The sequence below is a fragment of the Hydrogenovibrio sp. 3SP14C1 genome (assembly GCF_029625905.1).
GTDB lineage: Bacteria > Pseudomonadota > Gammaproteobacteria > Thiomicrospirales > Thiomicrospiraceae > Hydrogenovibrio.
The window spans coordinates 1-12521 of record NZ_JARTLM010000005.1 but is presented as its reverse complement, the minus strand read 5'-3'; the positions used below and the strand labels follow the sequence as shown (position 1 = coordinate 12521).

At 41.7% G+C, this 12521-nt stretch carries 15 protein-coding genes and 1 tRNA gene; 7 read left to right on the top strand and 9 right to left on the bottom strand.

Annotation, left to right across the window (positions count from 1 at the left end; all coding sequences use genetic code 11):
• Positions 1-14 precede the first annotated feature (14 nt).
• Genes P8629_RS05065 through P8629_RS05055 form a run of 3 tightly spaced genes read right to left on the bottom strand, consistent with a single transcriptional unit; the run spans position 15 to position 2121 of the window.
• Positions 15-311 carry a rhodanese-like domain-containing protein gene (locus tag P8629_RS05065; RefSeq protein ID WP_278165036.1) on the bottom strand — a complete coding sequence of 99 codons (297 nt, stop codon included), beginning with the start codon at positions 309-311 and terminating at the stop codon, positions 15-17.
• Between the two features lie 54 nt (positions 312-365).
• Entirely contained in the window at positions 366-869 is a 504-nt protein-coding gene (locus P8629_RS05060; RefSeq protein ID WP_278165035.1) for a phosphatidylglycerophosphatase A family protein, read from the bottom strand.
• A gap of 43 nt (positions 870-912) precedes the next feature.
• Entirely contained in the window at positions 913-2121 is a 1209-nt protein-coding gene (locus P8629_RS05055) for an argininosuccinate synthase (RefSeq protein WP_278165034.1), read from the bottom strand.
• Positions 2122-2447: 326 nt separating this feature from the next.
• Between P8629_RS05055 and asd the strand changes: the two genes are divergently transcribed.
• From asd to P8629_RS05025, 6 genes are all read left to right on the top strand, one after another.
• Positions 2448-3263, top strand: a complete 816-nt coding sequence (gene asd / locus P8629_RS05050; protein ID WP_336618920.1) for an archaetidylserine decarboxylase — start codon at positions 2448-2450, stop codon at positions 3261-3263.
• 98 nt (positions 3264-3361) lie between these two features.
• On the top strand, positions 3362-3700 hold the full coding sequence (locus P8629_RS05045; RefSeq protein ID WP_278165032.1) for a P-II family nitrogen regulator: 339 nt from the start codon (positions 3362-3364) through the stop codon (positions 3698-3700).
• A 286-nt stretch (positions 3701-3986) separates the two neighbouring features.
• Positions 3987-4283: a hypothetical protein gene (locus tag P8629_RS05040; protein ID WP_278165031.1), complete on the top strand. Its 297-nt coding sequence runs from the start codon at positions 3987-3989 to the stop codon at positions 4281-4283.
• A 34-nt stretch (positions 4284-4317) separates the two neighbouring features.
• A complete protein-coding gene (locus P8629_RS05035; protein WP_278165030.1) occupies positions 4318-5145 on the top strand; it encodes a DUF6502 family protein in 828 nt (275 codons plus the stop codon).
• Positions 5135-6058, top strand: coding sequence for a DUF5666 domain-containing protein (locus P8629_RS05030; protein ID WP_278165029.1), 924 nt, complete (start codon positions 5135-5137; stop codon positions 6056-6058). The genes P8629_RS05035 and P8629_RS05030 overlap by 11 nt, the downstream gene beginning before the upstream one ends.
• Positions 6059-6066: 8 nt before the next feature.
• On the top strand, positions 6067-6834 hold the full coding sequence (locus P8629_RS05025; RefSeq protein WP_278165028.1) for a hypothetical protein: 768 nt from the start codon (positions 6067-6069) through the stop codon (positions 6832-6834).
• Positions 6835-6867: 33 nt separating this feature from the next.
• Here P8629_RS05025 and P8629_RS05020 read toward each other — a convergent pair whose 3' ends face one another.
• From P8629_RS05020 to P8629_RS05000, 5 genes are all read right to left on the bottom strand, one after another.
• Positions 6868-7551, bottom strand: coding sequence for a hypothetical protein (locus P8629_RS05020; RefSeq protein WP_278165027.1), 684 nt, complete (start codon positions 7549-7551; stop codon positions 6868-6870).
• 105 nt (positions 7552-7656) lie between these two features.
• Positions 7657-9120 (bottom strand): nitrogen regulation protein NR(I), encoded by a 1464-nt coding sequence (gene ntrC, locus P8629_RS05015; protein ID WP_278165026.1) that lies wholly within the window; start codon positions 9118-9120, stop codon positions 7657-7659.
• A 37-nt stretch (positions 9121-9157) separates the two neighbouring features.
• The gene (gene glnL, locus P8629_RS05010; RefSeq protein WP_278165025.1) at positions 9158-10240 is read right to left on the bottom strand and encodes a nitrogen regulation protein NR(II); all 1083 of its coding nucleotides are present in this window, start codon (positions 10238-10240) and stop codon (positions 9158-9160) included.
• A gap of 26 nt (positions 10241-10266) precedes the next feature.
• Positions 10267-10923 carry a metal-dependent transcriptional regulator gene (locus P8629_RS05005; protein WP_278165024.1) on the bottom strand — a complete coding sequence of 219 codons (657 nt, stop codon included), beginning with the start codon at positions 10921-10923 and terminating at the stop codon, positions 10267-10269.
• A 10-nt stretch (positions 10924-10933) separates the two neighbouring features.
• Positions 10934-11197, bottom strand: coding sequence for a hypothetical protein (locus tag P8629_RS05000; protein WP_278165023.1), 264 nt, complete (start codon positions 11195-11197; stop codon positions 10934-10936).
• A gap of 184 nt (positions 11198-11381) precedes the next feature.
• On the opposite strand from P8629_RS05000, the gene P8629_RS04995 reads away from it, so the two are divergent.
• A complete protein-coding gene (locus P8629_RS04995; protein ID WP_278165022.1) occupies positions 11382-12149 on the top strand; it encodes a hypothetical protein in 768 nt (255 codons plus the stop codon).
• A 176-nt stretch (positions 12150-12325) separates the two neighbouring features.
• On the opposite strand, the gene P8629_RS04990 is transcribed toward P8629_RS04995, so the two are convergent.
• Positions 12326-12401, bottom strand: a tRNA-Lys gene (locus P8629_RS04990).
• Positions 12402-12521 lie beyond the last annotated feature (120 nt).

The window sequence follows — 12521 nt, the reverse complement described above, 5'->3', positions numbered from 1 at the left end:
TAAAAGGAGTTACCTTATTCATCCGGACATTGATACCAAGCTTGGTAAGGCCCCATGTTATAGACTTCATCAAACCCTAACGACAGTAAGATTTGCATCGCCATATGAGAGCGCTGCCCTGAACGACAAAATACAATCACTGGCATATCTTTATTCAACATACTGTCACCAACCCGATCAATATCCTGAAGAGGAATATTAACCGCGCCAGGCAACTTACTCATAGCAAACTCTTCTGGTGTGCGGACATCGACAAACTGTGCGTTTTTCTCTTTAATTAATCGCTTAACATCTTCACATGCAGTAAACATACTTTCTTTATCTCTTAAATCATTAATGAATAGGACAAAATATACCTTAAAGCCCTATAAAAAACCAGTTTGCAAAGCCCAAATAATAATTATGGCATAACAAGCAGCGATTATGTCATCCAGCATAATGCCGGCCCCGCCACTCACTTTTTGGTCAGCCCAATTAATAGGCCATGGCTTTGCAATATCAAATATTCTAAATAAAATAAAGGCGAGACCCCAGTATAACCAGCTTTGTGCGGGCAACAATAAAATGACCAACCAAATTCCTGCAAACTCATCCCAGACAATACCGCCATGATCGTGCACGCCAATTTGGCGAGCAGATTCACCACAAATATAGTTCCCGGCTAACAAACTAAACAGAAAAAGACCCCAAGCAGCAAATTCATTCCACAATAATAAAGGAATAAACACCAACATGCCGACCAAGGTGCCAAGCGTTCCGGGTCCTTTTGCAATCAACCCCGAACCAAACCCGAACCCTAAAAACATTACGGGATGACGTATTAGCTGAGCAAACGTTGGCGCGGGCACTGCTGACTTAGAACTTGGCATATTTCGCCTTTTCAATTCAAACTAATTGGAATATATCAAAGCCTTATCGACGTTTTTTGGCTGCCGTTCTCAGACGCAGAGCATTCAGCTTAATAAAGCCTTCAGCATCTTTATGATCATAAGCACCACCATCGTCTTCAAACGTTGCAATCTCTTCGTCAAACAAACTGTTATCAGAAGTACGACCAACCACAATGACATTTCCTTTATATAATTTAAGGCGCACATCACCTGATACATAGTGCTGTGACTGATCAATCAAGGCTTGAAGCATCTCACGCTCTGGGCTAAACCAAAAACCGTTATAGATCATTTCCGCATATTTAGGCATAAGCTCATCTTTTAAATGCGCAGCGTTGCGATCCAACGTTAAAGATTCAATGGCGCGATGTGCTTTTAACATAATCGTTCCCGCAGGGGTTTCATAACACCCACGCGCTTTCATTCCGACAAAGCGGTTTTCAACGATATCGTCTCGCCCGATACCATTCTCTCCACCGACTTTATTCAGATATTCCATCACGGTTGCCGGAGACATAGATTCGCCGTTAATCCCAACAATATCACCCTTCTCATAAGTAATGTCTAGATAAGTTGCTTTGTCAGGTGCATTCTCAGGAGAAACGCTCCATAGCCACATATCTTCTTCAGGTTCATTAGCTGGATCTTCAATAATCCCACCTTCATAAGAAATATGCAGTAAGTTTGCATCCATAGAATAAGGCGATTTTTTGCCTTTTTTCTTTTCAATGGCAATATTGTGCTCTTCTGCATAGGCCATCAATTTTTCACGAGATAACAAATCCCACTCACGCCAAGGCGCAATAATTTTTACATCCGGCATTAAAGCATACGCATTCAATTCAAAACGAACCTGATCGTTCCCTTTCCCTGTCGCGCCATGAGAAACAGCATCTGCACCCGTTTCTTGCGCGATCTCAACCAAACGTTTTGAAATCAACGGACGCGCAATAGACGTTCCTAAGCGATACTCGCCTTCATACATCGCATTGGCGCGCATCATAGGGAATACAAAGTCACGAGCAAATTCTTCACGCAAATCTTCAATATAAATTTCTTTAATTCCCATTGCTTCAGCTTTAGCGCGAGCCGGTTCAACCTCTTCACCTTGACCGATATCTGCAGTAAAAGTCACCACTTCGCATTGGTATTCTTCTTGTAACCACTTGGCAATAATTGAGGTATCTAAACCACCGGAGTAAGCTAAAACAACTTTTTTGATTTGCGACATGCTTTTTCCTTATAGAGTAATTCTTTTAATCGCGCGAATTATACAATAAAACCAATTGTTTTTTTAATGGGAAAGCCTATTAAATTCAATAATTTTTAAGAAAATCAAAAAATAAATCGCTTTATTGAGACATTTCATTTCGGTTCTATAAAATCATTTAAATGTTGGCAAGTGATGAACAAATCCACACATTGTTTGTTATCTAATATAATATTGCCCTTTATACATTTTAAATGGGCTACTTCATGCGTTTTTTGGATTTTTTCAGAGTCACTCCACAATATCTCATTCCACAGCATTTGCTATCAAAGGGCATGCATTGGTTTATGCAAGTTAAACAACCCTGGATTAAGAACAACACCATCAAACTATTGACTAAGTTTTACAAGATTGACATCCAAGAAGCGGCCGATGAAGAAATTGAAAACTATCCTCACTTCAATGCCTTTTTTACACGTGCACTCAAACCTGAAGCTCGCCCTATTGACACCACAGAGAACGCATGGTGCAGCCCTGCCGATGGTGTCATTAGCCAATCTCAAACCATTAATGGCAAAACGCTCATTCAGGCAAAATGTCATGAATACTCTTTAGAAGCGTTATTAGGTGGCGACATAGAGTATGCCCAACACTTTATCAATGGTGATTCAGCCGTGATTTATTTATCACCGAAGGATTACCACCGCATCCATATGCCAGTAGACGCTAAATTACACTCAATGACCTATGTACCTGGAGACTTGTTTGCTGTTAACCCGACGACCGTGCGTAATGTAGAAGGACTCTTCGCACGAAACGAACGACTAATCATCCGCTTTGAAAACGAGCACGGTGTTTTTTGCTTGATTATGGTGGGCGCTATTTTCGTCGGCAGTATGGAAACCGTTTGGCAAGGTAAAATCACGCCAGATTATCAGCCAACAATCCAACACTGGGACTATCAAGAAGATGGGTTATCTTACTTAAAAGGTGACGAGATCGGGCGTTTCAACATGGGCTCGACAGTCGTTCTTCTCTCGCCATTGAACAAAATGCCAGGCCTGGGGAAAATAGAAAAAAATACCCCTATCCAAATGGGCCAAATGCTGGCACAATATGCAGAATACAATTTTTCAACTCAGGATGAACATTCCCCTGAATAAACAATAAAAATTATTGAGTTGCCCAGATGGCTCTTAACGTCTGGTAATATCTATTGCACTATTTATAAATAAAATCCCAACGATAAGGAATTGCTCTTATGAAAATGGTTACATCAATTATTAAACCGTTTAAATTAGATGATGTTCGTGAAGCACTGCATGACATTGGCGTCCACGGTATGACGGTTACTGACGTTAAAGGATATGGTCGTCAGAAAGGTCATACTGAAATGTACCGTGGTGCTGAATATGTAGTCGATTTCTTACCAAAGTTAAAAATTGAAATTGCCGTCAGTGAAGATAAAGTTGACCAAGTCATTGAGACCATTACCGATACAGCGCAAACAGGCAAGATTGGTGACGGTAAGATTTTTGTCACCACCATTGAGCAAACAGTTCGTATCCGTACTGGAGAAACTGGGCCAGAAGCTCTTTAAGCTCTAAAGCGCTTAACTCAATCTCAAAAGCCCGCATATGCGGGCTTTTTTTATTCACCTCTTTCCATTTTCCTTTGTAATCCTCTGATCACCCCTCCCTTTAAATGTTATTTTTTTACATTTTTAATTGACAGACGCTTCCTCTCCAAATACACTGTTTTTGAATTATGTGAAAACTTCACATTTATAAAATTTTTCTCTAACAATTTCTGGAGTATTTAAAATGAAAAAAGTTATTTTAGCTTCCCTTGTCTTCCCTCTTATGACAGCCTTAGCATCAAACAGCATGGCAGAAGACATGACTCAGGATCAACTTCAAACACAACAACAAATCACAGAACAATCGAAACTTGAGTTACAATTACGTAACAGAGAACAAGTTCGCTCGCAGAATCAGACACAAATGTCTTCTGAGGATGCATTAAGAACGCAAAATAGAGTAATGGTTCAAACTCAATTAAAATCACAACGTCAATTACAGGTAATGAACCAGTATCAACAACAAATTAGACAAAACAGACAGGCAATGCAAAACGTTCAAAGCATGCAACGACTACAAGCTTCTGCACGCGCTGCACATTAATTAACAATTAATTAACTGGACTTTATACTACTTTATGCAAACACCACACTCTTCTGAACTGGACAAGGTATTGGCTAAAACAATTAAAACCATGTTAAAACCATTGGTTAAATTGCTTTTAAGCCGTGGCATTACCTACCCCAACTTATTGGAACCACTCAAACAAATTTTTGTTGAAGTGGCAGAAGAGTCGTTTGCTTTAGAAAATAAACGACAAACAGACAGCCGAGTGAGCTTAATTACTGGCGTGCACCGAAAAGAGGTCAAACGCTTAAGAGAGATGATTTCTAACACACAATCGCTCCCTGAGATCAAAGCTGGCTTAAGTGCCCAAATCATGTCCGAATGGACGGGAAATGATGATTTTCTATCCAAATCTGGTCAACCTCTGCCTTTAACCAAACAAGGCAAAAAACACTCTTTTGAAGCATTGGTTTTCACTGTTTCCAAAGACAAACACCCTCGTTCAGTGCTAGATGATTGGCTCAATCAGGGAATTGTTTCTATCAACGAAGAAGGGTTAATCTGCTTAAATGAAGCCGGCTTCGTGCCGACAGAAGATGAAACAGAAAAACTGTTTTTTGCAGGCAAAAACATTGGTAATCACCTTTCCGTCGTCACTAACAACCTGGATAAAACGCAGCCAGCCATGTTTGACAGAGCGGTCTATTACCGTTATTTATCCCCTGAATCTTTGCATACAGTTGAAACGATTGCAAAAGAGAAGTCTTTAGCGCTCCTCTCTGAAATCAATCACTTAGCACATGAACTTCAGCAGAAAGATGAAAATAATACGTCTGCTGTGTCGCAATTTCATTTTGGTAGCTATTTTTATCGTGACGAGGAGAACCATGAAAAGTAATTTTCTAACCAATACTCTCCTAATCGCCGGTTTTCTTTTATTACTGGGATGCCAAACAACGCCATCTCACCTTGGCTCGACGACCACCGTTGTTCAAAACGATTCGGGCATAGGGGGAACCGGACAAAAACTGACCGCTCAAAACACCGATCCAACTGGGGGCTTTGGTGGCACGGGGCATAGCTCAAGTGGCTTTGGCGGAACAGGTGTCATCGGAACCATTACAGAGTTTGGAAGTATCTGGGTTAATGATATTGAAATTGAATACCCGGATACTGTTTCAATCACAAGCCCTTTAGGCACCTCTGAGGCTCAACGTTCATTAAAGTTAGGACAACAGGTAATTTTAGAAACCAAGCCAACTAACCAAGAGACGATCACAACGCACATTGAGCTTTATTACCCGGTTGCAGGTCAAGTCCGTCAAATAACAAAAAATCAAATCCAAGTCGAAAACACATGGATCACATTAACGGATGACACACAGTATGATGATATTTCATTAATCGAGGAGCAATACATTGCTGTTAATGCCTTCCAGGCCTCGAATGGACAGTGGATTGCAACACGTATTAATGACAACCCCAACCGAGTGTCATTACAACAGCCTTTGCCGAAACTTACTTTCAGCTCAGACGTGAAGCGTTTTGTGGTTCAAACGGAACTGAAGTCTGTCTTTAAGGCTTTAAAGCGGTCTGAACCGGTGCAGTACCAAGGCTATAGTGAATTGGAGCACGATCAGATTAAAGCTGAAAAAAATGCCCGTTTAAAAGCACAACAAATCAGACAACAACGTCAAGCCCTGATTCAGCAGCAACAAATTAAAAACAGCTCTAAACAAGTTCATGATTTACAGCGCTTGTTAAAACAACAGAATCAGGGCAGTCTTCGACAATTGAAACAAGGTAAATAAGAAGCAAAATGGCCATCAAAATGATTCCAACAAACTTAAAGATGAAAAAAATTAACGCAACATTACCAGCCGCACTACTTTTGACTTATTTTTACTCGGTTCCAGCGTGGGCGGCAGACACTGAAGCACAACTTTTATTAGGTGGGTTTTATGCCAGTGGTCAAAGTGACATCACTGCCAGTTCTGACAGTGAAGTAATCGGTATTCCAATAGGTCTGAATGTACAAAAAGGTCGCTGGTCTGGTAGTGTACTCACTAGTTATTTAAACACCTACCGCAAAGATGACACTCTAACCAACCAATCAGAGTCAGGCGTCGGCGATACTTTTATTACCCTAGGCTACGACTTAACTCAAATGCCTTGGATAACAGTGTCCTTAAACCATAAAATCCCGACAGGTTCGGTTACAAAAGGGTTAAGTACAGGGGAATCCGACACCGGTGTTCAGCTGGATTACTTTAATACACTCAGCGCGTCAAATTCGGTTTTTGCATCCGTGGGGTATAAATCGGTAGGACGCGTTTCCGGAGTGGCCATGCAAGACCCAATAAATGCCAGCGTAGGTGCAAGTCAATTTATAACAAAATCCGTTTATATCGGCGGCTCTATCGACTACAACGAGAGTATTTATAAAGAATTAAAAGACACAACGGGCGTTAGTTTATTTTCTGGCATTAGCCTAAGCAAACGACATCAACTCCTGTTGACGACCTACTACGACAACACTGACAGCTATCAAATCAGCGCGAACCTCAGTATTAGCTTGTTTGACTAAACATCCTCAAAAACAGCCAGGCCTGGCTGTTTTTTACCAAATCGAAACACCGACTTGATTCACTTGAGCAGTATTCTGTTTAGATTCTCCTAGAGGTATAACCTGCCACTCCCAGGAATCGGTGACATCAGGCAACACAACCTCCCAAGCGGGATCGAACTGATCAATCAATTCACCAGAGACGTTATATTCAAAAACCTGACGATCTGCAATCAAACAACGCGTGCCTTGAAAACTTTCTAACAGGTCCAAATGAGCTTGAATCATCGCTTTTCCAAGTTCGTCAGCAGCTGTCTCGTCCAGATCATAATACTGCATCAGCCATCGAACCGGGATTAAAGGAAGCTGTGTTGCCAAATTTAGCGAAACCAAACAGTCCGTCTCATTAGGTAACGACCAGCTCGTTTCGTTTTCCAACGATAATTCACCTTTAAAAAGCATTGATAAGCGGCATGATACATCTGCCTCTTCTAAGAACACATTCGGGTAGATCGCCGCTGTTTTACGAGCCTGTTTTAAAAAGACCAGATCGACCAACACCACTGTTTGAAACTGCTGAGAAAGCGAATCTAACGGAATATCATTTAAAGAACCCGCCCCCATAATGACGATTGTTCGTTTTTGTAAACACTGCTCCGCCGCTTTAAAAATTGCCTGTTGGCACTTTTGATAATGAGATTGCCATTGGGAAAAACACCGTTTATGCCTCGCTTCCATCGCAACCGCTTCAAACAGGTAGCCTCTTTTTTTGACATATGAGATTGAAGGCCTCGTGGTGATAAACTGAAAAACTTCTTTGATCAAACCGAGGCAACCCTTGTCCTAGTCATCCAGCCCGAGTGCTTGGGTTTTGCGCGTCAAAGTATTTCGCCCCCACCCCAGTAGCTGAGCCGCTTTTTGACGATGATTCATGCTATGTTTCATCGCCACTTCAATCAGCACTTTTTCAAAAATTTTCTCGGCTTCCGTATGCAGTTCTGTTTGTCCGGCATTGAGGAAGTGTCTTGCCCATGACTGCAAAGGCGTTTCCCAGTCATCTGAATTTTCAGAGCCCCCTGATTCACTCATAGACATCACTAACGGCTCAGAACCGTTTTGCAACTCTAATGGCAAGTCTTCCATATGAACCGTTTTGTCCGGTGCCATAATGGTAATCCAAGTGCATAAGCTACGTATTTGTCGTACATTCCCAGGCCAAGGCAAATCAACCAGATATTTTTCTACGGCTTTGCTTAATCTTTTCTCTTCTAAGCCGTAAGACTTGGCTTCTTCGGCCAGATAATAACGAACAATAGGAAGAATATCTTCACGTCTTTCACGTAACGCTGGGACTTTAATTCGAATCACATTCAACCGATAGAGTAAATCTTCACGGAAACGACCTTGTTTGACGAGCTCTTGCATATTCTGATGCGTTGCCGCCACAATTCTCACATCGGTTTTAATCGGGATTTTCCCGCCCACACGATAGAAAGTGCCGTCATTTAACACACGCAATAAACGTGTTTGTAAATCTACTGGCATGTCACCAATTTCATCTAAAAATAACGTGCCGCCATTCGCCTCTTCAAATCGCCCAACACGCTGTGTATGCGCCCCGGTAAACGCACCTTTTTCATGACCAAATAGTTCAGACTCAAGCAAATCCCTAGGGATGGCTGCAGTATTAATTGCCACAAATGGCCGATTGGAACGGCCACTTAATTCATATAACGCTCTCGCCACCAATTCTTTCCCTGTCCCAGTTTCACCCGTAATCAAAACCGTTACATCCAGTTGCGAAACGCGTCCTAGGATTCGGAACACTTCCTGCATCGCCGGTGCAGAGCCGATAATATTCAACGGCTGTTTGGTCTGCTTCACTTTGCGAACGCGCTTGCCACCAGATAGCTGGCGCTTTACCGCGCGATCGATAATCATCAGAGCATCGTCAATTTCAAAGGGCTTAGGCAAATATTCAAAAGCACGACTTTGAAACGATTTCACAGCCGTGTCCAAATCAGCATGCGCCGTCATGATAATCACCGGGATATCTTTATCATGTTCATGGATGGCTTCCATAAACTCTAACCCGTCCATTCCCGGCATACGAACATCGGAAATAACCACAGTCGGACGTTCCGTCGGTAAAAGGCGTAGAGCTTCAAATGCAGAATCAAACGAACGTACTTGATAAGGACGATCTTCTAAGGATTCATTTAAAACCCATCTTATGGATGCATCGTCATCTACAATCCAAACAACCGGATGATCAGACGAATTAATGTCAGTGTGGTCTTGTTGCATGTACTTTCCTATTTCTTGTTATTTCCGATTAGAGGGGTTAATGATGTCGCTTACCTTCAAGACGATTGTGATCAAAAGGTAAATAAATATTAAATACCGTATTGCCTGGTTCACTACTCGCGACAATCAAGCCACCATGTTGACGTACAATGTTCTGCGAAACCGACAACCCCAGCCCTGAGCCGTCTTTCTTGCTGCTCACCATAGGATAGAAAATTGAATCAAAGACATCTATAGGAATCCCTTCTCCCTCGTCGATGACACTAATCACCGCAACCAAAGGATAGGTTTTGGTGCCTAGGGTGAACTTGGATTCAACACGTGTTTTGAATGTCAACATTCCACCATGTTTTTCCATCGCTTGAATCCCATTTTTAGCTAAATTCAAGAGCGCTTGAACCATCGCTTCGAAATCCATCGAAATTTCAGGGATACTTGGATCGTAGTCCAATTTAATAAAAACATTGTCAGGCTTTTCGCCTCGAATCACATCAATGACATAACCAATCAGTTCGTGAATATTAAAGGGTTCTTTATCAGAATCTCCTCTAGGGCCCAACATACGGTCCACCAGATTCTGTAAGCGTTTTACTTCCTTTAAAATCACTTCTAAAAACTGATCGGCTTTATCATTATCCGGAAACCGCTTTTGTAACAGCTGCGTCGAGCCATAAATACCTGCCAGCGGATTTTTAATCTCATGCGCTAGCGTTCTGACCAACAGGTTTCCTGCTTCGTACTGATGCCAACGCTCGTCTTCTTCTGCAATGCGATGATGACGTTCCGTATTATAAAGCTCGATTAACCAGCCGTCTTCATTGTCCATTTCATAATACGAAATCGTGCAGGTCACATGAATTTTCTGGGCATCCGGCAATCGAATCGTATATTCATGAATCGTTAAACGACCTGTTCCACATGCATGAATATCATCCAGCAGCTTCGGTAAAATATAACGCCAGTTCATGCCGATCACTCTTTGCGAGCTCAATTGCAGTAGCTCAGCTCCGGCTAGATTAATAAAACCAATATTCTCGTTTTTATCAATCCAAACAACGGCGGTCGTTAACCCAGATAGAATTTCCTGCTCGCTGACTTGTTGCTCAATCTGATTTGTCATGATCCTACTGATTTCCTTTTATTCGACTAAGCGACAAATATCGATTGAGCCAATCGATAATCCAACGCATGCTGCTCACCGTTTACTTCAATAGATAAAGGGCCCTCAAAAGGCGCTTTCTGATGCACGATGATTCCTGCATCCTTGACCAGGCCGATTGAAAATAAATAACGTAATTCTTCAGGTGAACGATTTTGAATCCGAACCACTCTTGCTTTAGAAGAAACATCCAATTCTGCCAAGCTGATCATTGATGGCTGCACCATTTCACCCTTTTCATTTGGAATGGGAGATCCATGCGGATCCTGAGTAGGCCGCCCCAATTCTTCCCACATTCTATTCGCCAATTTATCCGAAATAGCATGTTCCAAAACCTCTGCTTCTTCATCCACTTCATCCCACAGATAGCCTAATCGTTCCACCAAGAACAATTCTAAAACACGATGTCGACGAATCATGTTCAAAGCCACTTTGCGCCCTTTAGCAGTTAAGCTGACGCCATAATAAGGCTCGTACTGAATCATTTTTTTATCCGCTAGCTTTTTGAGCATATTGGATACAGAGGCTTGTGAAATCGCTAGCCGTTCAGCAATAGCAGAGGTGCTCACGCCCTTCTCAGACGTATTCTCTTCTTCCAATTTATAAATAATTTTAAGATAGTCTTCAAGTGCCTTACTGGCCATATTTATAACCCTAAGCGTTTGAAATATCCGTTGCCATCATTTCCTGCACCACACTGGCATCTGGGAAAGCAAAGATGTATAAAATAAAAAACAAAATCAAAAAAACAAACCGAGTGACACCTTGAAAGGTTAAAACCGGGTGACTTAATATAGCAAAAGCAAGCGCACTGACAACAGCCCCCCAGGCAGACAAGGTTGCTGCCAACATAGCCATTAAAACGCCAATTGCCATGGCATAATAGTGCCAGGTAAAAGCCACTTTTTGTTTTTTCATTTCTATCCCCTCAATATAACCTTCTACTTTGCACTATTTTAAAGCATTGCGAAACAAAAATTGACACCTTTACGTTATGAATCTAAAAAGTTTTTAAGGTACAATTTTTCACACGTAAATTTATATCGAACTATCAATCCAACAAATGAGCATTTTGTGCTTATTTTTTAAACAAAAGGTCATTATGAAAAAACCTATTATTGTCATCGGAATGGGAGAGCTTGGAAGTGTATTTGCACGCGGCTTCTTGAAATTGGGCTACCCTGTTCAGCCAGTAAATCGCAACCAATCCATGCAAAGTATTGCTGATGAGATTCCAGACCCAACCGCCGTTTTAATCGCTGTAGGGGAAGCGGATATCCACCAAACGTTACAAGATTGCCCTTCTGTTTGGGCGAACAACCTTATCTTATTGCAAAATGAATTACTAAAACGGGATTGGGAAAATACACAAGTGACCAATCCAACAGTTATCTCTGTTTGGTTTGAAAAGAAAAAAGGTATGGACAGCAAAGTCGTTTTACCTTCACCTGTCTATGGTCAACACAGCAAGATGGTCTTCAATGCATTGTCGCAACTAGATCTGCCTTCTGTACAGTTAGACAGTGAAAAGGAATTATCCTATGAACTCGTTAGAAAAAATCTCTATATCCTGACAACCAATATCGCAGGATTGGTTGTAGGCGGTACGGTAGAATCTTTAATGAAACAGCATAAAGACATCATGAACGCTGTCGCAGACGAAGTACTGGATATCCAAGACGCCTTAACAGGACAGGAAAATGATCGTAAAAAGCTGATGAAGGGTCTTATAGAAGCCTTTGAGGGGGATTTAGATCATAAATGCATGGGGCGCTCTGCACCGGCTCGATTAAAGCGGGCACTTGAACATGCTGATATGTTGAACATTGCAGCACCTTATCTTCATAAGATCGCGCAAACCCATACCTAATTCGATGCCTTGAACATTCTAAAATCTACCAGGCCTGGTAGATTTTAATTTTCTTTCACTCTAAACCCGTTTCAGCTATCCCTTAATCACAGACAAAGAACAACATTAACCAAAACATGGGTCAAAAATTAAAGCAAAAATAGATGGCGTGAAACAAATGAAATAAAGCTAGAAAATGGTGGGTCGTGCGCGATTCGAACGCGCGACCAATTGGTTAAAAGCCAACTGCTCTACCAGCTGAGCTAACGACCCTGATAGAAAGTATTCCAAGAAATGAGATTGCCACTTACGAGATAAATGGTGGGTCGTGCGCGATTCGAACGCGCGACCAATTGGTTAAAAGCCAACTGCTCTACCAGCTGAGCTAACGAC

Coding starts and splice junctions, on each gene's coding strand:
- P8629_RS05065 (WP_278165036.1), bottom strand. CDS start 311: ATGTTTACTGCATGTGAAGATGTTAAGCGATTAATTAAAGAGAAAAAC.
- P8629_RS05060 (WP_278165035.1), bottom strand. CDS start 869: ATGCCAAGTTCTAAGTCAGCAGTGCCCGCGCCAACGTTTGCTCAGCTA.
- P8629_RS05055 (WP_278165034.1), bottom strand. CDS start 2,121: ATGTCGCAAATCAAAAAAGTTGTTTTAGCTTACTCCGGTGGTTTAGAT.
- asd (WP_336618920.1), top strand. CDS start 2,448: ATGCAAGTTAAACAACCCTGGATTAAGAACAACACCATCAAACTATTG.
- P8629_RS05045 (WP_278165032.1), top strand. CDS start 3,362: ATGAAAATGGTTACATCAATTATTAAACCGTTTAAATTAGATGATGTT.
- P8629_RS05040 (WP_278165031.1), top strand. CDS start 3,987: ATGGCAGAAGACATGACTCAGGATCAACTTCAAACACAACAACAAATC.
- P8629_RS05035 (WP_278165030.1), top strand. CDS start 4,318: ATGCAAACACCACACTCTTCTGAACTGGACAAGGTATTGGCTAAAACA.
- P8629_RS05030 (WP_278165029.1), top strand. CDS start 5,135: ATGAAAAGTAATTTTCTAACCAATACTCTCCTAATCGCCGGTTTTCTT.
- P8629_RS05025 (WP_278165028.1), top strand. CDS start 6,067: ATGGCCATCAAAATGATTCCAACAAACTTAAAGATGAAAAAAATTAAC.
- P8629_RS05020 (WP_278165027.1), bottom strand. CDS start 7,551: ATGGAAGCGAGGCATAAACGGTGTTTTTCCCAATGGCAATCTCATTAT.
- ntrC (WP_278165026.1), bottom strand. CDS start 9,120: ATGCAACAAGACCACACTGACATTAATTCGTCTGATCATCCGGTTGTT.
- glnL (WP_278165025.1), bottom strand. CDS start 10,240: ATGACAAATCAGATTGAGCAACAAGTCAGCGAGCAGGAAATTCTATCT.
- P8629_RS05005 (WP_278165024.1), bottom strand. CDS start 10,923: ATGGCCAGTAAGGCACTTGAAGACTATCTTAAAATTATTTATAAATTG.
- P8629_RS05000 (WP_278165023.1), bottom strand. CDS start 11,197: ATGAAAAAACAAAAAGTGGCTTTTACCTGGCACTATTATGCCATGGCA.
- P8629_RS04995 (WP_278165022.1), top strand. CDS start 11,382: ATGAAAAAACCTATTATTGTCATCGGAATGGGAGAGCTTGGAAGTGTA.